The sequence below is a fragment of the Sulfurovum sp. AR genome (assembly GCF_000296775.1).
GTDB lineage: Bacteria > Campylobacterota > Campylobacteria > Campylobacterales > Sulfurovaceae > Sulfurovum > Sulfurovum xiamenensis.
The window spans coordinates 285,294-307,537 of the sequence record NZ_AJLE01000001.1; the positions used below are offsets into that span (position 1 = coordinate 285,294).

The 22,244-nt window shown below is 39.6% G+C and carries 19 protein-coding genes; 15 read left to right on the forward strand and 4 right to left on the reverse strand.

Annotation, left to right across the window (positions count from 1 at the left end):
• Window positions 1-38 precede the first annotated feature (38 nt).
• A complete protein-coding gene (locus SULAR_RS01450; protein WP_008242229.1) occupies window positions 39-956 on the reverse strand; it encodes a methylenetetrahydrofolate reductase in 918 nt (305 codons plus the stop codon).
• 118 nt (window positions 957-1,074) lie between these two features.
• On the opposite strand from SULAR_RS01450, the gene serB reads away from it, so the two are divergent.
• The 12 genes from serB (at window position 1,075) to SULAR_RS01510 (ending at window position 15,396) form a co-directional block, all read left to right on the forward strand.
• Entirely contained in the window at window positions 1,075-1,707 is a 633-nt protein-coding gene (gene serB, locus SULAR_RS01455) for a phosphoserine phosphatase SerB (protein WP_008242231.1), read from the forward strand.
• Entirely contained in the window at window positions 1,707-3,473 is a 1,767-nt protein-coding gene (locus SULAR_RS01460) for an ABC transporter ATP-binding protein (RefSeq protein WP_008242233.1), read from the forward strand. The genes serB and SULAR_RS01460 overlap by 1 nt, the downstream gene beginning before the upstream one ends.
• A gap of 12 nt (window positions 3,474-3,485) precedes the next feature.
• Entirely contained in the window at window positions 3,486-4,250 is a 765-nt protein-coding gene (locus tag SULAR_RS01465; protein WP_008242234.1) for an undecaprenyl-diphosphate phosphatase, read from the forward strand.
• A gap of 111 nt (window positions 4,251-4,361) precedes the next feature.
• Entirely contained in the window at window positions 4,362-5,744 is a 1,383-nt protein-coding gene (locus SULAR_RS01470; RefSeq protein ID WP_008242236.1) for a DEAD/DEAH box helicase, read from the forward strand.
• 71 nt (window positions 5,745-5,815) lie between these two features.
• Complete coding sequence (locus SULAR_RS01475) at window positions 5,816-6,061, forward strand: OadG family protein (RefSeq protein WP_037999784.1); 246 nt, start codon at window positions 5,816-5,818, stop codon at window positions 6,059-6,061.
• 16 nt (window positions 6,062-6,077) lie between these two features.
• Entirely contained in the window at window positions 6,078-7,883 is a 1,806-nt protein-coding gene (locus tag SULAR_RS01480; RefSeq protein WP_008242240.1) for a biotin/lipoyl-containing protein, read from the forward strand.
• Window positions 7,884-7,888: 5 nt separating this feature from the next.
• Entirely contained in the window at window positions 7,889-9,214 is a 1,326-nt protein-coding gene (locus SULAR_RS01485; protein ID WP_008242242.1) for a sodium ion-translocating decarboxylase subunit beta, read from the forward strand.
• A 206-nt stretch (window positions 9,215-9,420) separates the two neighbouring features.
• A complete protein-coding gene (gene pckA / locus SULAR_RS01490) occupies window positions 9,421-11,010 on the forward strand; it encodes a phosphoenolpyruvate carboxykinase (ATP) (RefSeq protein WP_008242244.1) in 1,590 nt (529 codons plus the stop codon).
• Between the two features lie 572 nt (window positions 11,011-11,582).
• Window positions 11,583-11,777: a hypothetical protein gene (locus SULAR_RS11205; RefSeq protein ID WP_008242246.1), complete on the forward strand. Its 195-nt coding sequence runs from the start codon at window positions 11,583-11,585 to the stop codon at window positions 11,775-11,777.
• Between the two features lie 227 nt (window positions 11,778-12,004).
• The gene (locus SULAR_RS01500; protein WP_008242249.1) at window positions 12,005-13,366 is read left to right on the forward strand and encodes a phenylacetate--CoA ligase family protein; all 1,362 of its coding nucleotides are present in this window, start codon (window positions 12,005-12,007) and stop codon (window positions 13,364-13,366) included.
• A 236-nt stretch (window positions 13,367-13,602) separates the two neighbouring features.
• Window positions 13,603-14,583, forward strand: coding sequence for an enoyl-CoA hydratase/isomerase family protein (locus tag SULAR_RS10800; protein ID WP_008242251.1), 981 nt, complete (start codon window positions 13,603-13,605; stop codon window positions 14,581-14,583).
• A gap of 3 nt (window positions 14,584-14,586) precedes the next feature.
• Window positions 14,587-15,396 (forward strand): SDR family oxidoreductase, encoded by an 810-nt coding sequence (locus SULAR_RS01510; RefSeq protein WP_008242253.1) that lies wholly within the window; start codon window positions 14,587-14,589, stop codon window positions 15,394-15,396.
• Window positions 15,397-15,417: 21 nt separating this feature from the next.
• On the opposite strand, the gene SULAR_RS01515 is transcribed toward SULAR_RS01510, so the two are convergent.
• On the reverse strand, window positions 15,418-15,684 hold the full coding sequence (locus SULAR_RS01515; RefSeq protein ID WP_008242254.1) for an SHOCT domain-containing protein: 267 nt from the start codon (window positions 15,682-15,684) through the stop codon (window positions 15,418-15,420).
• Window positions 15,685-16,099: 415 nt separating this feature from the next.
• Entirely contained in the window at window positions 16,100-16,468 is a 369-nt protein-coding gene (locus tag SULAR_RS01525; protein ID WP_008242255.1) for a helix-turn-helix transcriptional regulator, read from the reverse strand.
• A gap of 144 nt (window positions 16,469-16,612) precedes the next feature.
• Here SULAR_RS01525 and SULAR_RS10805 point away from each other — a divergent pair, with 144 nt between their 5' ends.
• Together SULAR_RS10805 and SULAR_RS01535 are read left to right on the forward strand one after the other, a co-directional pair.
• Window positions 16,613-17,578, forward strand: coding sequence for a rhodanese-like domain-containing protein (locus tag SULAR_RS10805; protein ID WP_008242256.1), 966 nt, complete (start codon window positions 16,613-16,615; stop codon window positions 17,576-17,578).
• A 3-nt stretch (window positions 17,579-17,581) separates the two neighbouring features.
• Entirely contained in the window at window positions 17,582-18,934 is a 1,353-nt protein-coding gene (locus SULAR_RS01535) for a class I SAM-dependent methyltransferase (protein ID WP_008242257.1), read from the forward strand.
• Window positions 18,935-19,085: 151 nt separating this feature from the next.
• Here the strand turns inward: SULAR_RS01535 and SULAR_RS01540 are convergent, their stop codons facing one another.
• A complete protein-coding gene (locus SULAR_RS01540; protein ID WP_008242258.1) occupies window positions 19,086-19,637 on the reverse strand; it encodes a manganese efflux pump MntP family protein in 552 nt (183 codons plus the stop codon).
• A 375-nt stretch (window positions 19,638-20,012) separates the two neighbouring features.
• Here SULAR_RS01540 and SULAR_RS01545 point away from each other — a divergent pair, with 375 nt between their 5' ends.
• Window positions 20,013-22,196: an NADP-dependent isocitrate dehydrogenase gene (locus SULAR_RS01545; protein WP_008242259.1), complete on the forward strand. Its 2,184-nt coding sequence runs from the start codon at window positions 20,013-20,015 to the stop codon at window positions 22,194-22,196.
• Window positions 22,197-22,244: the final 48 nt, after the last annotated feature.

The window sequence follows — 22,244 nt, forward strand, 5'->3', positions numbered from 1 at the left end:
GAATCCTGTTTGAAGAATAAGGATTCTGCGGGGCTTGGTCAACCTATGAGTTGACTACACAGATCAAAACGGTTGTGTGTCATTAAATGCACTTTTCCGTGGATATCCATCATCTCATCAAAGATACGTTTTGAAAGGGCAAATCCTACTTCCTGTTCTCTCTCTTCTCCGTCCATTGCTGCGAGGTTCATTTCGTCTATAATGTCTTTAGGTACAGAGATACCAGGGACTTTATCATCGATGAAGTTGGCCGTTTTAGCCCTTACGATAGGGAACTGACCTAAGACAAGCTGGGCTTCTTTTGCTGTATCGCGTATGCTCAGCGCTTTGGCTTCTTCAAAAAGCGCTAAGAGTTCTTTGGCATTTTCCAGGGTATATACCGGCTGGGTGATGATGGCACGTGCACCGTAATTGAGTTTCTTGATCATACGTTTTTTCAGGCTGTTCATATCTTTTGCAGTGGCATTGCTCACAGCAAACGGATAGATAGGTTTAGGTGCAGGATTTAATGGCTTATTACTGTAGTCAACCCCTTTGTTGAGGTGGTAGATGATACTGAGAAGCAGGGTAGAGTCACGTTCGAGCACACCTTTAACCTCCGGTTGGTCTGAATACTTTGCAGGGTCACCGGTTAGTGCCAGTATACAACGTAAATCAAAGTCATTCGCTCCAAGAAGTGTGGATTGCAGAGAGAGCTTGTTTTTGTCTCTCATACTCATCGTGGCAATGACAGGCTTTTCGAATGTCTGCTGTACTTTGATGGCAGAGAGTACACCTGACATCTTGAGTTTTGCCAAAGGGTTGTCTGTACATGAAAAACCTGTGACTTTGTTCTGTAGATCGTGTTTTTTAATGTCAGCGATGATACCATCTATGGAGGCACCGTGAGGAGGGTTTATCTCCACCGTAATGAACTTCTTATCGTTACAAAGAATGTCGCAAAATTTTTCAAACATGAATATACTCTTTATAGTTATAGTTTAATTAGTTATAATTCTACCTAAATAATGCATAGAGGGTTATTACAGAATGACCAAAGCATAATATATTAACAAATATTAAGTAGGGATTAGGATGAGTAAATTAGCAGTATTTGACTTTGATTCAACATTGATGGATGGCGAGACCATTGATTTTCTTGCAGCCCCACTTGGACTTGAAGAGCAGGTTGCAGCGATAACCGAGCGTGCAATGGCAGGCGAGTTGGATTTCTACAAGTCCCTTAGAGCAAGGGTAGCCCTGCTTGAAGGCCTGGAAGAGGAGAAGGTCAACGAGATCTGCAGCGATCTCCCAATGATGCCCGGTGCGCAAGAAGTAGTCACAGGGCTCAAAGAGAGAGGGTATACAGTGGTCTGTTTCTCAGGCGGTTTTAGAAATGCCACAAAACCAGCTTGTGAGAGACTGGGGGTGAATGCAGACTTCTCAAATTTCTTACATGCTGAAAATGGTGTACTTACCGGACAGGTAGGCGGAGAGATGATGTATAGTAATGCCAAGGGTGATATGATCACCCGTATGCAGGGACTGCTTGGTGTAGGTCGTGAAGATACCCTTGTCGTAGGCGACGGAGCCAATGACCTCAGTATGTTCGCCCATGCAGAGACACGTGTGGCATTTTGTGCAAAACCTGTACTGAAAGAGGCGGCTACGCATTGTGTAGAGGAGAAAGACCTCACACAGATACTTCAGATAGTAGACTCAATCTAATGCAAAATAACAGTTGTAGTATCAAAGGCATTGTACGACAACTGTTCGACTATAAAAAAGATGTCTTTTTAGGCAATGTACTTGCATTGCTCTCAACACTGCTTGTCGTCATCATTCCACTCTTTATCCCTATACTGGTCGATGAGCTTTTACTGGGACAGGACCATGGATTCATCACTTGGATATCTGTACACCTCTTCACCTCGGACACCAAAGGGTATGTACTCTTTGTGTTAGCCCTTATCATCTTTCTTCGCGTCTCCAGCGTACTTTTAAGCATTATGCAAAGCAGAATATTTACGATCATATCAAAAAATATTACGTATAAAATGAGAGAGTCTTTACTGAAACATCTTAAATATGTTTCACTCAAAGAGTATGAGACGATGCGTGTCGGAGCGGTGACTTCCAAACTGGTCACGGATGTAGAGACGATAGACGGTTTTGTCAGCAGTACGATCTCTAAGTTCATCATCGCTTGTTTTGTGTTGCTTTTTTCTGCAGCGGTACTCCTGTGGATCCATTGGCAGCTTGCCCTGTTCATTTTGATCACCAATCCCATCGTGGTCTTCTTTACTGCCAAACTGGCACGAAATATCGGTAAACTTAAAAAAGAGGAAAACAAAGCGGTGGAACTCTTTCAGTCTGCATTGAATGAAACGTTGGAGCTCTTTCATCAGATACGTGCAGCAAATAAAGAAGCCTACTTCTTTGATAAGAGTGAAGTGAAGGCCAGGGAACTCAAAGAGCATGCTATTGCATACGGGTATAAGAGTGAAGCAGCGATGAAGTATTCTTACCTGGTATTTTTGAGTGGCTATGAGGTTTTCAGGGCAGTGAGTATCCTAGCGGTAGCATACTCGGATCTCTCCGTGGGATTGATGCTCGCTATTTTTTCATATCTGTGGGTGATGGTAACACCTACACAAGATATTATTAATTTTCAGTATGCACTCTCTACCGCCAGGGCAGCCTGTGCACGTATAAACAGCATCTATACGATGGAACAGGAACCACAAAGAGAAGAAGCGCACGATCCTTTTGCTTCTCAAGATGCTATTGATATAGAGGTAAAGGATCTTTCCTTCGCCTACCAGAAAAACAAAAAAATATTAACTAATATTAATATGCATATTAAGAAAGGGTCAAAGGTTGCTATCGTCGGTGCGAGTGGCTCTGGAAAGACAACACTTGCTAACATACTTGTAGGCTTCTATCCTTTGGTTGAGGGAGAGGTTATCTATGGAGGAGTTTCCAACAAGGCACTGAAACTTTCCACTATTAGAGAAAATATTCATCTCATCTTGCAACATCCTAAACTCTTTAATGATACAATGCTGTTTAATCTAACGCTGGGCAAAACGTACACTGCGGATGCAGTACAAAAAGCACTCGAGATCGCACAGCTTACGAATGTTATAGAGCGTTTAGATCTGGGACTTGATACGCTGGTCGGGAAAGACGGTATCAAGCTCAGTGGAGGGCAACGACAAAGAGTTGCGATAGCAAGGATGATCTTAGCTGACCCTAAAGTGGTGATCTTTGATGAATCAACCTCGGCTTTGGATGTGCATACAGAGGTAAAGCTCTTTGATGCACTGCATGACTTTTTGTCCCAAAAGACAGTGATCACCATCGCACACAGACTCAGTACCATTAAAAGTGCAGAGTTCATTTATGTGTTGGAAGATGGTGAAGTGGTTGATAGTGGTACACCAAAAGCACTATTGGCAAAAGATGAGAGTTATTTTTCCAGCATGGTTTAAAAAAGGTATACATTGGATATTTTTCAAGCGATAATCATCGGTATTATCGAAGGGTTTACAGAGTTCTTACCCATTTCATCCACAGGGCATATGATAGTCGCCAGCAAGTTCTTGGGGGTTTCCCAGGATGCGCTGACAAAAGCGTATGAGGTCATCATCCAATTTGCTGCGATCATGGCGGTCATGCTTATCTACAAAGAAAAGATCACTTTCAAGAAAGTAGCACTTTGGCAAAAACTCTTTGTTGCTTTTTTACCTTTGGCCATCGTAGGCTTTATTTTCAAAGATCAGATCAAAACACTTTTTACTGTTGAGGTGGTCGCATGGATGTTCATCATCGGCGGTCTTATTTTTCTTCTACTCGAATATTTTTACAAAGAAAAAGAGTGGCATATCTCTGAGGTGGAAGCAGTCACTTATAAACAGGCTCTATGGGTCGGTATTGCCCAGATATTTTCACTCATCCCCGGTACAAGCAGAGCAGGGGCCACCATTGTGGGCGGGTTATTGGTAGGTATGGACAGAAAAGCATCTGCAGAGTTCTCTTTTTTACTTGCGATTCCCGTCATGGCAGCAGTGACGGGGTATGACTTGCTGAAACACTATCAGGATTTTACAGATGCAAACTGGGGAGCATTTATTGTAGGATTCATTACAGCATTTATTGTAGCCTATCTCACGATCAAGCTTTTTTTGGCATTTATTCAGCGTTTTACATTTGTCGCGTTTGGTATCTATAGGATAGTGTTTGGAGTGATTTTATTGATATACATTTAAATTGAAAACAGATCTGAATTTATAGAACCTCCTGCGGGAGTTTCTTTTAAGTTCAAAACAAGATTTTTTTTGGACATGAATGAGGTATGCCTCATATTTTAAAGGTAAATAATGAAATTTAATGAATTTGATTTTCATGCTGATTTGGCAAAAGGTGTGAAAATAGCAGGCTTTAAAGAGCCTAGTCCTATCCAGGAGATGGCTATACCTATTATCTCTAACGGTAGTGATATGGTAGGTCAAGCCCATACGGGTACAGGAAAGACAGCAGCATTTGGTCTTCCTATGATGGATAAACTTGCCAAAGGTGAGATAGAAAGAGCATTGGTCATCACACCTACAAGAGAGTTGGCAACACAGGTAGCGGATGAACTCTATCATTTGGGACGTTTTGCAGGTATTAGAACATTGACAGTCTATGGTGGTGTAGGGTATGGACGTCAGATAGCACTGATACATAAAGGTGTACAGATCGTCGTAGCAACACCAGGAAGATTGAAAGATCTTTATAGAAAAGGGAAGATCGATGTGTTGAACCCTGAGATCGTTGTACTGGATGAAGCAGATGAAATGCTTGATATGGGTTTTCTTGATGAGATCAAAGAGATCTTTGAATATATTCCTCAGAACAGACAAACACTGCTCTTCTCTGCAACGATGCCTGAACCGATCAAAGAGTTGGCGAATAATATTTTGTATCAACCAGAGTATATCTCTGTTGTAGGTGATGAAGAGACGACAAACAACATCATTGATCAACGCTATTATGTGATCCATGAACACCAAAGAGATGAAGCGATCGTCAAACTCCTTGAAACAGAAAAGACCAATAAATGTATCATCTTCTGTCGTATGAAAAGAGAAGTAGACAGGTTGACCGAACATTTACAGGCATTGGGATTTAATGCCAATGGTTTACACGGTGACTTGGAACAGATGGACAGGGAAGTGGTCATTAAAGCCTATAGAAGGGGTGAAACAAAGATCATGGTGGCTACAGATGTCGCCGCACGTGGCTTGGATGTAAAAGATGTCACACATGTCTTTAATTATCATATTCCTTTTGACCCGCAAAGTTATGTACACCGTATTGGTCGTACAGGACGTGCAGGAAGAAGTGGTCAAGCTATCACTTTGGTGACAACCGAAGAGTTCAAAGAGCTTCAACGTATCCAAAAAGAAGTAGGTGCAGAGATGCGTTTAGCTACGATTCAAGGTGGCTCAGGACTGGATGATGCAAGCTGTGAATATTTGGCTGAACAGATCAGAAATATCCAGGTACATGACGATGCAGCAACATTATTGGAGTACATGGGTGATATGGACAAAGAGCTGCTTCTGACAAAACTCATTTCACGTATCATAGAAGAAGAACAGCAAAACATAGGAACGCAGATAGGTTTTGATCAAAATACTGTAGATCAGATGATTCAAGGATATGTAGAGGAACAAAAAGTTACGCGTAATAAGAATCGTAGAAAAAAGAGAAGATAATTCTTCTTTTTTACCTAATAACAAGCAAAACTATTTTAAAATCTGTAAACTTATAAAGTGAGGTCAATCACATGGAAATAGATTTAGTAAGCGAAGGCTTAAAATTTATGGTGCTGGGAATGCTGATCGTATTTATCTTTCTAGTTATCCTGGTTCAGATAATGAAGCTACAAGCTAAAATCATCAGTAAGTACTTCCCTGATAAAGCAGTTGAAGCAGCTCCTGTTTCAACCAATGCTGCACAGGAAGCTGAGAAAGAAGCACATCATGTTGCAGCTATCGTTGCAGCAATCAAAGAATTTCGCAAACAATCATAAAAACAAGGTATCGTAAATGGCTAAAAAATATATTGATGTAATGGACACAACTTTTAGAGACGGATTTCAGTCTGTCTTTGGTGGTCGTGTACTTATGGATGATTTCTTCCCTGCTGTAGAGGCAGCGAAGAATGCAGGTATTAATCACTTCGAATTTGGTGGTGGAGCAAGATTCCAATCACTCTTCTTCTACTTACAAGAAAATGCATTTGACATGATGGACGGTTTTAGAGAGATCGTAGGGCCGGATGCTAACCTTCAAGTACTTTCACGTGGTATCAACACAGTAATGCTTGATACTGGTAGCCGTGAAATGATAGAACTCTTCGCAAAAATGTTTAAAAAGCATGGTACAACAACCGTACGTAACTTTGATGCATTGAATGATGTGAACAATCTTGCATTTTCTGCAGAAATGATCAAAAAACATGGTCTTGACCATGAAGTAGTGGTAACAATGATGGACCTTCCTCCGGGATGTAAAGGTGCACATGATGTTGCTTTTTATGAAAAAACACTCAGAAATATCTTAGACTCAGGTATCTCTTTTGACAGCGTTTGTTTCAAAGATGCATCAGGAACAGCAAACCCTCATAAAGTCTATGAAACGATCACTATGGCTAGAAAGCTTCTTGGCGAGAGTGTACACTTGAGACTTCATACACATGAAACCGCAGGTGTTTCTGTAGCATCATATCTTGCTGCATTGGATGCAGGAGCAAATGGTATCGATATGGCAGCTTCACCTGTAAGTGGTGGTACCAGCCAACCGGATATCCTTACAATGCTTCATGCAACAAAAGGAACAGATTATAACCTTGGTGATCTACAGCTTGATAAAGTGCTTAAGTATGAAGAGAGACTTAAAGAGTGTCTTTCTGATTATATGATCCCGCCTGAAGCAACACAGGTATCACCGCTTATTCCATTCTCACCTATGCCTGGTGGTGCATTGACAGCCAATACTCAAATGATGAGAGATGCGGGAGACCTTGAGAAATTTGATCAAGTGATCGCTGCAATGAAAGAGGTTGTAGAGCGTGGTGGTTATGGTACATCTGTAACACCAGTAAGTCAATTCTACTGGCAGCAGGCATATGCCAACGTAATGTTCGGACCATGGAAACAGATCGCTCCAGGATATGGACGTATGGTACTTGGTTACTTCGGTAAAACACCGGTACAAGCAGATGAGGAGATCATCAAACTTGCATCTGATAAATTGGGTCTAGAACCAACGACAGAAAATCCTTTGGATATTGCGGATAGAGATGAAACAAAATCTATCGCACACTGGACAAAAGTACTTGAAGATGAAGGTTTGTCAACCTCAGATGAAAACATCTTCATCGCAGGTGCATGTGCAGAAAAAGGTATTGGGTTCTTGAAGGGTGAAAGTCCTCTCATGGTAAGAAAAGGTCAAGAAAATAATTGTAAGGGAGAAAAAGAGATGGCAGGAAATTATACAGTAGTAGTAGATGGTAAACAATATAGCGTACAAGTAGCAGAGGGTGAGGGAGATATCCAAATTGCACCTGCAGCGCCTGCAGCACAAGTAAATGCAGTAGCAGAAGCAGCAACACCGGCATTGGTACCAGGTGCAGCAGGAAGTGTGGAGATACACTCACAGACTCCAGGTAATGTATGGAAGATCGTGAAAAACCCGGGTGATACTGTTGCTGAAGGTGATGTGATCATGATCCTTGAAGCGATGAAGATGGAAATCGATATCGCTGCACCACAAGCGGGTAAAATTGCCTCAATTAATGTCAATGTCAACGATGCAGTCGCAGACGGACAACTTCTAGCCACGATGGAGTAGTCGGTATGAAGCTTAAACATCTTTTACTCTCGATGATGTTCGCTTTTACAGCACTCACATCAACAGTGCAAGCCAGTGTGCATGAAGCACCTGCTGCACCTGCACAAGAAGAACAAGCCTATGAACCTAAATCTATCACGCAACTTCTTGTGAGCTTTTTTGAAACTACAGGTCTTAATGCAATGGTAAACCCAGAAGAGGGTGTCAAGAATGGTCATGGTGATGAGATGAGTTTATTTGCCCAAAGTTGGGGTAAACTTATTATGTTTATTATCATTTTTCTTCTTTTCTATTTAGCTATCGCTAAAGGATTTGAACCACTTCTTCTTTTACCTATCGCTTTTGGTGGACTTCTCGCCAATATACCTATTGCCAATATGACAGGCGATCATGGAATGCTGGGTATTATCTATAATATGGGTATTGCTAACGAATTCTTCCCTTTGTTGATCTTTATGGGTGTTGGAGCGATGACAGACTTCGGACCACTTCTTTCTAACCCTAAAACAGCACTTCTTGGTGGGGCTGCTCAGTTCGGTATCTTTGGTTCATTGGTTGGTGCAGCAGCACTTTCTCAGTATACAGGAATGGTAGACTTTACACTGAAACAATCTGCAGCGATCAGTATTATCGGTGGGGCTGATGGTCCTACATCTATCTTTATCGCGTCGGCATTGGCACCGGAACTTCTTGGAGCAATCGCAGTTGCAGCCTATTCATACATGGCATTGGTACCAGTGATCCAGCCACCGATAATGAGAGCGTTAACAACAAAAGAAGAGCGTCAGATCGTGATGAAGACTACGAGAAAAGTAAATAGACTTGAAAAGCTTATTTTCCCTCTGATCGTTATTATGATGATCGCACTTATCTTACCGGATGCAGCACCACTTATGGGTTCTTTTGCACTTGGTAACTTTGCAAAAGAGTCAGGGGTTGTTGACAGACTTTCTAATGAGATGCAAAATTCACTCATTAATATTGTGACTATTTTCCTTGGTCTGGGTGTGGGTTCTAAACTTGCTTCAGATTCATTCCTGGTAGCTGAGACAATGGGTATTATGATCATTGGTCTTCTTGCCTTCGCTGCGGGTACAGCAGCAGGTGTGATCATGGGTAAGATCATGAACAAGTTCTCAAAAGAGCCTATTAATCCACTTATCGGCGCAGCGGGAGTTTCTGCGGTACCGATGGCAGCAAGGGTTGTAAGTAAAGTTGGTTCTGAAGAAAAACCGGGTAATATTCTACTCATGCATGCTATGGGTCCAAATGTGGCCGGTGTTATCGGGTCAGCTGTAGCAGCAGGTGTACTACTCTCTATCTTTAAATAAAACGTAGTATTACAGTTTGTGCTTCCTCTTTTGAGGAAGTATAAGTGAGCAAATAGAGACTATTTCCTCACTTATGCTTTAGCATGATAAACATAAGAAGCGGTACCGCTTGAGTACTCTACCGAAGAGAGAACTCAGTGTGAACGTAGTAAAGACGGACTTGGTTCGTTTTACATTAAAATAAAAAAGAAAGAAATAGGATACTTATGAGTACTAAAACGCCCAACGGACTTGATAAACTAGGATTGAAAGATATTGGAGATATCTATTACAATTTAAGTTATGACGAGTTGCAAGCGCACGAGGTAAACAGCGGAGAGTGTAAGATCTCAACATCAGGTACAGCAATGTGTGATACAGGAATCTTCACAGGACGTAGTCCTAAAGATAAATATTTTGTTGATCAAGCACCTTCAAACGAACATATTGCTTGGGGTGATGTCAATGCAAAGATCAGTAAGGAAGTATATGATGAACTTCTTGATCTTACGTTAACTCAACTTTCTGGCAAGAACATTTATGTGACAGATGTCTATGCTGGAGCAAGTGCAGCAAGTAAGCGTTCTGTACGTTTTGTGACAGAAGTAGCATGGCAGGCACATTTTGTTAAAAATATGTTCATCCGTCCTACGGAATCTGAACTGGAAAGATTTCAACCAGACTTTACCGTTTATAATGCATGTAAAGCGGTAGATGAAAAATACAAAGAACACGGATTGAATTCTGATGTGTTTGTCGTCTTTAATGTGGAAGAGAATATCGGTATCATCGGTGGTACCTGGTATGGTGGTGAGATGAAAAAAGGTATCTTCTCTATGATGAACTACTGGTTACCACTTGAGGGTAAACTTCCTATGCACTGTTCAGCGAATGTAGGTAAAGATGGTGATGTTTGTCTATTCTTTGGACTTTCCGGTACAGGAAAAACGACGCTTTCAACAGATCCTCAAAGAGCACTTATCGGTGATGATGAACATGGTTGGGACAATCATGGTGTTTTCAACTTTGAAGGTGGATGTTACGCCAAAGTGATCAATCTTGATGAGAAATCCGAACCAGAGATCTATGGTGCTATTGTGAAAGATGCACTTTTGGAGAATGTTGTTGCCGATGAACATGGTAATGTTGACTATACGGATGGTTCTAAAACAGAGAATACACGTGTATCCTATCCTATAGAACACATTGAAAACCACAAAAAAGACCTGCAGGCTGGTCACCCGAATAATATCATCTTCCTTTCAGCGGATGCATTTGGTGTCTTGCCTCCGGTAAGTAAATTGACCAAAGAACAGGCAATGTACTACTTCCTTAGCGGTTATACAGCGAAAGTAGCTGGAACAGAGAGAGGTATTACTGAACCTGTTGCAACGTTCTCTGCATGTTTTGGTGAAGCCTTTTTACCACTGCATCCAACTGTCTATGCCAAACTTCTTGGTGAGAAGATAGATGAGCATGGTGTAAATGTTTACCTGGTAAATACAGGATGGACAGGTGGTCCTTACGGTACAGGTAAGCGTATGAGTATTAAAAATACAAGAGCATGTATCGATGGTATCTTAAGTGGCGCTATCTTGAATACAGAGTTCGAAACACTTGATACTTTTAATCTTGCTATTCCTAAAACGTTAGAGGGTGTGGATACGGCTGTACTTAACCCAAGAAACACATGGGAAGATAAAGCGGAGTATGATGCAATGTTAGCGAAACTTGCCGGTATGTTCCAGGAGAATTTCCATCGCTATGATGGAAATGGTGATGAGTTTGACTTCGCATCTGCAGGTCCACAACTATAACACTATAGACTCACACATCATGTTGTGTGAGTCTTAACACTCCACTTTTTATATTACTAAATTAACACTATACCCAGTATCGTCTATTTTAGTATGTTTATATCTTGGGTTATTCATCATAAACGTATTACAGTTGATCTATGATCTTTAAAAAGCATAAGAAATCGATTTTAATCCTTATCTCACAAACTAAATTAAGCAGCATTATCACTTAATAGTGTACTTTACTCTTAGAAAAATAGAATGAATAGATTACAAGTTTGTTGTATCTGAACTTTATTATTTATGTTTTGCTATTAAATAGACGATTGACCTAGTAAAAAATCAATAACTTAAGTAATTAAAAGCGTAGCAATATACATAACCAACCCCAATCCTATACCGTAAACTATGTGAGTAAGAATTGGAGCAAGTATTGTGTTTTTTTTTCGGTATTCTTTTTAATCCAAAAAGCCCCCATCCAAGGGAAGGCATCATCTGATTCCGAATACTACACAGCCGCAAAGAATAAACTGCTTCAAAATGGTTGTAAGGTAGGCTACTCAGTAGCATGTTCGAAAAATGCCTCTAGTATGGAGCTTGATTTTAAAAAAGAACAGTTCGTTCAGATGGATGCAGTAAGTGATGACCATGGTGTTTTTGACAACCCCGAGGATTATTTTACCTCACCTCAGTACAAAAACAGACCGAATGCATTAACACTTTTTTTCTACAGAATATTGATCGGAAGTGTCAATGAGAGGATTAAAAAAATGCGTTACTCGTAGTCTGTTATACCAGACATAAAAATATGGAAGAGTGAAATACTTCTTGAAATAGTGGGACTTTTTCTGTATACTAGTTATACTTCCACAAAGGGGATTAAAGATATTTTGTTATTTTAATAAACAGTAATGTGTTCAATTTGGATCATTCATTCAAACGAAACGATATTGTTAGTATTGATAGGACTTATGATACTGACATCCGCTATTACTACTGAGGAGTCATTAATATGCATTTTAGCTTCATTAGAACACTCGGATATTGGATTGGAGGTATTTGGACGGCTTGGGGAGGTCGTAAAAGGATTGAAGCCAAACAGCTTAAAAATCTTCGAAAGCTCATACAAAAGGTCCGTAAAAAATCTCCATATTTTAATAAACTTTATGCCCATTTACCTGATACAGATCTTATTACGCTAAATGATCTTCCAGCCACGTCCAAGATTGACCTTATGGGTGACTTTGAAAATTGGCTTACTGATCGATCTTTAACGCTTGCTCAAGTAAGAGAGCATATGGACAGTATGGATAAGCTTGGTGTCCCAATAGGTCAATATGCTGTCTTTCGAACGTCCGGAACTTCGGGTGAACCTGCCGTTATCGTTATTCCGTCATCAGTCATTGAGTTTATCTTTGGGATTAATTTGGCCCGCTTTTCCAAGAGGCAATTACAAGTGGAAATGAAACTTCAAAAGGCAGGCACCAATATTGTTATTTCGGGTGGGAATGGGCATTTTGCCGGTGCTGGTTTTGATATACTTAGGCAAAACTTGACTCCGCCAATTCCAAGGAAGTTTACATTTATTCCAGCAGAACAAGTGATTGGAGAAACAGTTAAACAACTCAATGAAACAGGACAAATAGCTGAGATACTTACTTATCCAAGCATGCTGGCAATCTTGACGAGAGAACAAGAAGTCGGCCGTTTAAAAATAGAACCTAAACGTATCAAAGTTGCCGGTGAAACATTCACGCCTGAGCTTCGTAAACGCGTTGAAAACGCCTTTCCTTCACTTGAGTTTGGTATTATGGATAGTTATGCTTGTACAGAGTCTCTTTTTATGGCCTTTGAGTGTGATTGTGGTCGTCAACATGTGCCTGAAGATTGGGTCATATTGGAAGCAGTAGATGCAAATCATCAACCTGTTCCTGATGGGGAATTATCGACAACGGCACTGTTAACAGTACTTTCCAATGATGTTCAGCCCTTTATTCGCTATGATATTGGTGATCGTTTACGATTTTATCGTGACCCTTGTCCATGTGGCTCGCCATTTAGAAGTTTTCAAATTGAAGGACGGCAAGCAACAGTAGTTCGGGTGGGAAATGTCACTCTGTCGCCTTTGGCTTTTGATTTAGAACATGAAAGTGCTCAACGGGTACAATTGGTTCAAACTTCAGAATTTGTTTTTGAAGTTCGGGCTGAGCTTTTAAATCAAGCAAATCCAGACCAGGTTTTTGACAAAATAATTCAGTCAGTCAATGAGGTGTTTTCAAAAAATGGACTGGTAGATGTAAAAGTTGTAAAAAGTGATGCTCCTCCTCACTTGACTGCAAGTGGGAAGTTTCATGAAGTAATCCCACTTAGGTAACATGTTTGAATATTTATTGCTGTATGTAATGAAAAATGGACTATAGACGACAGAAGACGAATACTTTGCTAATTTAGTTGCAGATACTTGTGATATACTCTTAATATTGATATACACAAATCGATGGGCACTTTGTTTCTTTAATCAATAGTTAGTCGGTGTATTTCCTGTTATATTTAGTCTGGCTGTTAAGTATTGAAGTTGTGTTTATTACAAATCTAATTTTGGAGTTATACATGAACGAACAGATCAAGATAAAAAAAGATGGCTCTGTACGGATTATTGAGTTCTACAACCCACCGTATAACTATATAACCCTTACTATGCTACGTGAGTTATATACTCAGCTTATGAAAGACCGCGATGATGATTCGATACGAGTCTTGGTACTCAGCGGCGGACTGGAAGACACTTTTCTTACCCATTATGATGTTGATGACCTTATCAACTTTCATAACGCTATCGCCAAAAAAAGATCACCTGCCACCAACCGCATGACAGCCTATATGCTTTGCTGGCTGTTTGATAAAATGGATCGTTGGCCCTGGCTTGAGCGGATTGCCTTAAAAAATACACAAAAGCGTTCTAATGGTGAACAAAGCATTTTTTATTGGACCCGTTGCCTGCAGATCCTCGAGAACTTTCCAAAACCTGTTATTGCAGCGATCAACGGCTTGGCCCTTGGCGGTGGTTGTGAGATTTCTCTATGCTGTGATTTTCGATATATGGCAGATGGTGATAACTACCGTATAGGACTGCCAGAAGTATTGCTGGGTATTACCCCTGGGGGAACAGGCACACCACTGCGGCTTCCACGTATCATTGGTGAAGGTAGAGCTATGGAAATGCTCATGACTGGTGGGATCTATCCTCCATCCAAAGCAGAAGCGATGGGGCTGATCAACCAGGTTCTTCCCCCGAATGAATTGATGCCTGTTGTCATGAAACTGGCCAAGAAACTCTCACGTGGTGCACCCATAGCGCAAGCATGCATCCGCAGATCGGTACGAAAAGGCAGCCGGATGGACTGGTCTAAGGGGCAAGTCTTGGAGATGGCCGGTGCACTTACAGCGATGAACTCTGAAGATGCAGGCCGGGGAATGGAAGCCTATGTGACCCGTATCGCTTCCCAATTCAAAGGTGTGGAACCGGAAAAACGGTTTGAACTCTATGATGATCTTAATACGGGGAATCTGACAGACTTCAAAGGAGAATAGGAAATGCGTGATCTAAAAGGCAAAGTAGCCGTTATTACCGGTGCAGGTTCTGGCATCGGACGAGGACTGGCTGTCAACCTGGCAAAAGAAGGCTGTTCTCTCGCTTTGGCTGATGTAGACGAATCAGGCTTAGCAGAAACGCTTAAGCTGATTAAAGATGAAAATGCCGAGGCTAGAATATACCATGTAGATGTGTCTAACCGAGAACGTGTTTATCGTTTTGCTGAGGAAGTAAATGAAGACTTTGGCAAGGTAGACATCGTTATCAACAATGCGGGTGTACAATTGAAAGAGACGCTGGAAGATGTCACGTATGAAGATTTCGATTGGTTGATGGGTATCAACCTTTACGGTGTCATATACGGATCTAAAGCGTTCCTTCCGTATTTGAAAAAGCAATCTATAGCCAACCTTGTTAACATCTCAAGCGTACAAGGCTTCTTTACGAATCCCAACAGCGGGCCATATTGTACCAGCAAATTCGCTATACGGGGATTTACCCTGACCCTGGCGCAGGAGCTAAAGGATTCGAGCGTTAATGTCTCATGTGTCTATCCGGGTGGTGTTCGTACCAACATAGTAAAAAACGAAAGGTTCTACAAGACAGCGCAGCCCGAAGTCTCCAAAGAAGATGAAGCAGCTAGGTTTGAAAAATACGTATGCTGGATCTCTCCAGACAAAGCAGCAAAGATAATCATCAAAGGCATTAAGAAAAATAAACCTAGTATCCTCGTAGGACCGGACGCCTATTTTTACGAGTTCATCAGTCGTCTTATTCCTATGACGTGGCAAAAATTAATGGCCAGGTTTTAAACAGTATGACTAAGCTATAAACTATGAGCTGAGGATATCCTTTTTCATCTGTTCAAACTCCTCCTTGGTAATCTCTCCATTTGCATATCTCTTTTTCAATATTTCTAACGCGGAATCCGTTTCTTCACCTTTTTTGTAATAACTTTCAGGTCCCCACCACGGTAATCTACAGCCTCCTCTCCCACGTCCAGCAAGTACAAAGAAGACAATAATTATGATTAGGAACATAAGCATAGGGAAAAACCACATCCCACCTCCATGCCACATACAAGGTTGATCTGCTATCATATTCGTTTCCTCCTTAGGGTGTTATACACCATTTAATATGATCTAACTGTTCATGAAAGGAACAAAATGTTTTTCTATGAACAATATGTGAAACCTGCCAATCCTATGATCAAGAGTACACTAAATGGAACGCTAACATTTTTTATACTCATTCCTTTATCAATTTACTCTATAACAAAGTATAAAACGTTAATGTGCAAAGAGTGTGTAGAAAGAGCATTGATGAACTGTTTTATACTATCCTTCTAACGAAGGGAAAATTTTATAAATTGATATTTTAAAAGGCTTTTTTACCCATTGGAGTCTAGTTTACATGGCTCAGAAAATATGGAAGTATAGGAAGTACACAAGCTGGGATGAATAAGATATTCATAGGAGTGAGGAAATAAGGAGATGAGGAAAGATAGAAAAGTTTTTATTTGGTATTGTCAAATTGGAATACTACACCTTTTTCATAATCCTCAACAAGCGTTTTAAAACATGAAGCTATCTCTTTCATTGTTTCAATATTAGGCTCAATATAAATTTTATTTTTGCTCTTTGTCATTGTTATGATCTTTGCATCTTTCAGCTCTTTAAGATGCCGAGATATCGTAGGCAGTGCAAAATCAAATTGTTCGGCGATACTTGTAACACATGTAGCTTGAGCGATCATATCATCTTTGGGTTGGCTCTCATCAATAGAGCAGGCATATCCACCTGTAAAGATGTTTTTAAAGATTTTAAAACGTGTTTCATTCCCCAATGCTTTAAAAATTTTAATCTTAGCATCCATATCAAGCATAGTATTACCTTGTGAATTTTTAATGATTATAGCTAAAGTAATTAAATTTAGCAATTTAGACAATTAACTTTATTTTAAGTAGGGTATATATACAATCTCAAGGAATTTAGTTAATAAGCTAAATAGATATAAAAGGTATTCTCAATGTTAAATAAAAAAATTATCACTGCACTTGGTGCAACTATTGCAGCCTCATTGTGTTGTGTTACTCCTATACTCGCTGTTTTAGCAGGGTCTAGTACTTTAGCTTCATCTATCTCTTGGTTAGCACCCTATCATAACTATTTGGTTGTATTTACTATTCTTGTTTTACTTTATGCCTGGTATGATAAATTGAAACCATCAAAAGAGGTAGAGTGTGAGTGTGATGAGAAAGAAGGATTTTTTTCAAGTAAAACTTTTTTGGCTATGGTCACCCTGTTTGCTGTAATCATGCTCTCTTTCCCTCAATGGGGAGATAAGTTCTTTGACTCAGCACCAAGTGCAGAGAGTTGTGCAGCAGGCACTTGCGAAACTAAAGCAGGCTCAAAAAAAGAAGCAAAGTCACTACTTTCTAAACAAGAAGGGGCAGCCTGTGAGACAGAGTCAGATTGTGATAAAAAACCATTTAAAACTGTTGAAAACACTCTACATAGTAAAGTACCTGAGGGAGAGCAGGCATTAAAAGTGTTTAACTATATGAAGAGAGAAAGTACAAGCCCAACACCTTATAAACAAGTTGCATGTACGGGAACAGGACTTGCGAAATTGGATCATGCAATTGTAGGAAAAAGAGAGATTATCGAAGAGATGCCTCCTCCTGTACTAAAAAAGTTATTGGATGATGAAGAGGAAATTGTACTTCTTGATGTTCGAGAAGAGGGGCATAAAAATGGGCAAACCATAGATGCATTCGAAAGTTATTCTATGACTTATGGGAAAGTACTTTTTAACAGCTTGAAGGTTTTACAAGATGAAGATGCAGTGATTGTCGTATATAGTAAGTTAGGGCTTATCAGTCTTTTTGCAGCAGCGACCTTAAAAGATTTGGGTTATAAAAATGTATACCATTTAAAAGGTGGTTTAAAAGCTTGGGAACTTGCTGGATACTCAACAGTAGAAGAGGAATAGAACATGGCAGATAATACTCAGATAATTGAGCTCTATACCGAGTTGGCAGAAAATCCTAATAAAGATTTTGGGTGGGATAAAGGTTTAGAGAACGCGAAAGCGCACGGTTATAAAGAAGAATGGATAAATATGCTTCCAGATGAGATCTGGAAGTATTGTGCTGCTGTTGGCAATCCTTTTAATGAAGCAGATATAGAAGAAGGTGATACTGTTTTAGATCTAGGTTGTGGTGCGGGTGTAGATGTGTTAGTGGCACGCTTACTTGTTGGTAAAACAGGAAAAGTATATGGAGTAGATATTACTCCAAAGATGGTTGAAACTGCATCGAAACATGCAAAAATGGCTGGCTTTGATAATGTCGAAATCTTAGAGAGTAGTTTTGATAATGTGATGCTTGAAGATGAGAGTGTGGATGTAGTCATTTCAAATGGTGCCATTAACCTCACTTCCTGCAAAGAGTCTGTATTTACAGAGATTTATCGTGTGTTAAAACCAAATGGTAAAATTTATTTTGCTGATATGATAGATATTTCCGAGCCATCATGTTGTACTATAGAACAAAGTTCATGTTGTGCAAGTTCTGGTGAAGAGGATTGGGCAAACTGTGTAGCTGGAACACTACATGAAAACGAACTTATAGAGCTCATTCAAAAAGCTGGCTTTAAAGAGGTCGAGTGTACAGGGCATACGCACTATACAACGGCTGAAACAACCAAAGGTGCGACATTTAGTGCTACAAAAATTCCTGCTGATGTAAGAAGAGAAAATCATTGGGATGGTTTATTTCAAAAAACAGATTACACGCAAGTACTTTGGCATCAAAGTTCACCACAAAAATCGGTAGAATTGATAGAGAAGTATGTAAAAGATGAGGCAAATATCATTGATATTGGTAGTGGCGCTTCTTATCTTGTAGATCATTTGCTCCAAAATGGATATAAAAACATCACTCTACTCGATACATCAAAAACTGCGCTGGAGATAGTGAGATCACGAATAAAAAATGAGAACGTACAATTGATTTGCAGTGATATATTACATTTCAAAAATGACAAAAGATATGATCTGTGGCATGATAGAGCAGCATTTCATTTTTTACTTTCAAAAAAGGAGAGAGAACAATATTTTAAGGTTTTAGAGAATTCACTTGAACCTAAAGGGATAGCTGTCATTAGTACATTTAAGGTAAATGGCCCAATTCAATGTGCAGGATTGGATATTGTACAATATAATCATCAAAAGATGTTAGAAGAGCTTCCTTCAGATTTAACCCTTATAGAGAGCGAAGAATTCACCCATGTTACGCCTAAAGAGACTACACAAGAGTATATCTATTTCGTAATTCAAAAGAAATAATTTAGACATGTTTGAATCATTCACAGATAAATGACTCAAGATAAAAACCTTATAAAATATAGAACATTATAAGGTTTTCTATTTTCTTTTGATATGCATTATTATGTGATATATTTTTACCAATATATTACCTATAGATTCTATTTTTTAATTAATATAAAGTGTGTTCAATTAATATTTTTACACCAATTCCTATTAAGATCACACCACCAAGTTTTTCAGCCTTGTCTTCTAAAAAACCGCCACCCTTGGAACCGATATAAACACCAAAAAAGCTAAATATATAAGTCACCACACCTATAATGATCATAGATATATAAGGATTGAGCTGAAGTAAATTTAGCGTGAATCCAGCTGCCATTGCATCTATACTTGTTGCAATAGCTAAATATAGTAATAGTTTATTGGTGATCTTTGCAATATCCTCTTCAATATTTTCACCAAAACTCTCATAAAGCATTTTCCCACCAAGAATACTTAATAAGGTAAAAGCAACCCAATGATCAAATGATTCTATAACACTTCCCAGACCAATATTGGAAAGATAACCAAACAGTGGCATTAAAGCTTGAAAAAAACCAAAAAACAATCCAACTTTAAGAGCTAAAAATGTATCAAAATATTTGTTTTTAACACCAATGCCTATTGACACTGCAAACGCATCCATACTTAGAGCGAATGCCAGTAAGAAAACTTCTAACATCATTCAATTCCTATTTACTTCTGACTTCAAATTTTATTTTGCAATAGTATCGAAATAACAATATAAACCTCTTAGAATCCAACATAAAATATCACGGCTAAAAAACTCATAAGGTTATCTTTTTTATTTCACAAGATGTTCAGTTCCCTTATCTTTGATTCAAAACTTGTAGTGCATTTCATTAGATTTGTGTGTTTTTATCGAAATTGGTAAAAATACTCAAATTATAGAGTCATGATGGTTCACTTATTATTATAATTATGTGTATTTATGAAACAAATATTTTAAATAAGATAAAATATATCTTATTAATTAGATTTTTTTTTAAATAATATGTTACTTTTTTGTACATCAATTATATTACAAGGAAAAAATATGTCAAACTTACCAAAAATCATTTGGTCAAAAATAGATGAAGCGCCGGCACTTGCTACGTATTCATTACTACCAATCGTCAATGCTTTTACTAAAGAAGCAGGTGTTGAAGTTGTAGAAAGTGATATTTCACTTGCTGGAAGAGTACTTGCAGCTATGGGTCTTGCAGAAGATGAGTTGTCTAAACTAGGAGAAGTAGTACTTCAACCAGACGGGAACGTGATCAAACTTCCAAACATCTCTGCATCAGTAGGTCAGCTAAAAGACTGTATTGCTGAGCTTCAAGGTCAAGGATATGATATCCCTAACTACCCAGAAGAGCCTGCAAACGCTGAAGAAGAATCGATCCAAGCTAAATACAATGTATGTCTTGGTTCTGCAGTTAACCCGGTACTTAGAGAAGGGAACTCAGACAGAAGAGCAGCAAAAGCGGTAAAAAGATTTGCACAAAACAACCCACACAGACTTAAAGCAGTGGATGAGAACTGTCAAGCATATGTTGCTCATATGGGTGGAAAAGGTGACTTCTTTGGTCATGAAAAATCTGTAACATCTACTGCAGACCAAAAAGTAACGATCGCGCTTAACGGTAAAGAGTTGACTTCTATCGATGCACTGGCAGGTGAAGTACTTGACGGTACATTCATGTCTGTTGCTGCTCTTAGAGCATTCTATAAGCAAACGATCGAAGATGCAAAAGCAAAAGGACTTATCTGGTCACTACACCTTAAAGCAACAATGATGAAGATCTCTGACCCAATTATGTTCGGTCACGCATTTGAGATCTTCTTTGCAGATGTATTCGCTAAATATGCTGATACATTCAAAGCATTAGGTGTGAACCCTAACATGGGTATGTCTGACCTTGAGAAAAAGATCGCTGGTCACGCTCAAGAAGCTGAGATCAAAGCTGCATTCCAAGCAGTAGTTGATTCTGATGCACCAAAAATTGCAATGGTTGATTCTGATAAAGGTGAAACGAACTTCAACGCATCTAATGATGTCATTATCGATGCTTCTATGCCTGTCGTAGTAAGAGAAGGTGGTAAGCAGTGGGATAGAACTGGTGCAGCTGGTGAAACGGTTGCTGTAGTTCCTGATTCAACTTACGCGATGTTCCACGAAGAGATGGTAGCTGATATCGTGAAAAATGGTCAATACGATGTATCTACAATGGGTGCAATGCAAAATATCGGTCTTATGGCTCAAAAAGCAGAAGAGTACGGTTCTCACCCAACCACTTTCGAACTGGCTGAAGCTGGTACAGTAACTGTAACAGGTAGCGTAGATGGTGAAATGATGAGCTTTGAGTGTGAAGCTGGAGATATCTGGAGACTTGCTAGAACAAAAGATATTCCGGTGAGAGACTGGGTAAGATTGACTGTTGAAAGAACTAGAATCGAAGGTATCCCTGCAGTATTCTGGTTAGATGAGAACAGAGCACACGATGCAGAGCTTATCAAAAAAGTAAACGAGTACCTTAAAGAGTATGATACTGATGGTTTAGATATCAGATTCATGAAAGTAACGGATGCAACAAGATTTACAAATGCTGAAATCAGAAAAGGTAACAACGTAATCGCTGTAACTGGTAACGTTCTTAGAGACCACTTGACTGATATGTACCCGATCTTGGAGCTTGGTACATCTGCTAAAATGCTTTCAATCGTTCCATTGATCGCTGGTGGTGGATTGTTCGAAACTGGTGCTGGTGGTTCAGCGCCTAAGCACGTAGACCAGTTCCTTGCTGAAGGTCACTTAAGATGGGATTCATTGGGTGAGTTCTTGGCATTGGCTGAGTCACTAAGAATGATCGGTCAAAAACATGACGATGCTAAACTTGCTGCTCTTACAGCTGGTCTTGATGCTGCGAACCAAGGTTACCTTGATAACAACAAAGCACCAGGAAGAAAAGTAGGTCAGCCAGATAACAAAGCATCTCACTTCTACTTGGCTCAGTACTGGGCAGAAGCACTTGCTGAGTCTGACAATGCAGAACTAGCTGCAAAGTTTGCTCCGGTTGCAAAAGAACTTAAAGAGAACGAAGAGAAGATCATGGAAGAGCTTCTTGCAGTAGAAGGTCAGCCTCAAGATGTTGGCGGATACTTCCACCCGAACGATGCGTTGGCTGCCAAAGCAATGAGACCATCTGATACGCTTAATGCGATCATTGACGCTATCTAAGTAGTAATCTACTATGTATCGTACTTTACGTGCGATACATCTTACAAA

What these genes read in the sequence shown, in the direction of transcription:
- SULAR_RS01450 (WP_008242229.1), bottom strand. Translation starts at nt 956, where the DNA reads ATGTTTGAAAAATTTTGCGACATTCTTTGTAACGATAAGAAGTTCATT.
- serB (WP_008242231.1), top strand. Translation starts at nt 1,075, where the DNA reads ATGAGTAAATTAGCAGTATTTGACTTTGATTCAACATTGATGGATGGC.
- SULAR_RS01460 (WP_008242233.1), top strand. Translation starts at nt 1,707, where the DNA reads ATGCAAAATAACAGTTGTAGTATCAAAGGCATTGTACGACAACTGTTC.
- SULAR_RS01470 (WP_008242236.1), top strand. Translation starts at nt 4,362, where the DNA reads ATGAAATTTAATGAATTTGATTTTCATGCTGATTTGGCAAAAGGTGTG.
- SULAR_RS01475 (WP_037999784.1), top strand. Translation starts at nt 5,816, where the DNA reads ATGGAAATAGATTTAGTAAGCGAAGGCTTAAAATTTATGGTGCTGGGA.
- SULAR_RS01480 (WP_008242240.1), top strand. Translation starts at nt 6,078, where the DNA reads ATGGCTAAAAAATATATTGATGTAATGGACACAACTTTTAGAGACGGA.
- SULAR_RS01485 (WP_008242242.1), top strand. Translation starts at nt 7,889, where the DNA reads ATGAAGCTTAAACATCTTTTACTCTCGATGATGTTCGCTTTTACAGCA.
- pckA (WP_008242244.1), top strand. Translation starts at nt 9,421, where the DNA reads ATGAGTACTAAAACGCCCAACGGACTTGATAAACTAGGATTGAAAGAT.
- SULAR_RS11205 (WP_008242246.1), top strand. Translation starts at nt 11,583, where the DNA reads ATGGAGCTTGATTTTAAAAAAGAACAGTTCGTTCAGATGGATGCAGTA.
- SULAR_RS01500 (WP_008242249.1), top strand. Translation starts at nt 12,005, where the DNA reads ATGCATTTTAGCTTCATTAGAACACTCGGATATTGGATTGGAGGTATT.
- SULAR_RS10800 (WP_008242251.1), top strand. Translation starts at nt 13,603, where the DNA reads ATGAACGAACAGATCAAGATAAAAAAAGATGGCTCTGTACGGATTATT.
- SULAR_RS01510 (WP_008242253.1), top strand. Translation starts at nt 14,587, where the DNA reads ATGCGTGATCTAAAAGGCAAAGTAGCCGTTATTACCGGTGCAGGTTCT.
- SULAR_RS01515 (WP_008242254.1), bottom strand. Translation starts at nt 15,684, where the DNA reads ATGATAGCAGATCAACCTTGTATGTGGCATGGAGGTGGGATGTGGTTT.
- SULAR_RS01525 (WP_008242255.1), bottom strand. Translation starts at nt 16,468, where the DNA reads ATGCTTGATATGGATGCTAAGATTAAAATTTTTAAAGCATTGGGGAAT.
- SULAR_RS10805 (WP_008242256.1), top strand. Translation starts at nt 16,613, where the DNA reads ATGTTAAATAAAAAAATTATCACTGCACTTGGTGCAACTATTGCAGCC.
- SULAR_RS01535 (WP_008242257.1), top strand. Translation starts at nt 17,582, where the DNA reads ATGGCAGATAATACTCAGATAATTGAGCTCTATACCGAGTTGGCAGAA.
- SULAR_RS01540 (WP_008242258.1), bottom strand. Translation starts at nt 19,637, where the DNA reads ATGTTAGAAGTTTTCTTACTGGCATTCGCTCTAAGTATGGATGCGTTT.
- SULAR_RS01545 (WP_008242259.1), top strand. Translation starts at nt 20,013, where the DNA reads ATGTCAAACTTACCAAAAATCATTTGGTCAAAAATAGATGAAGCGCCG.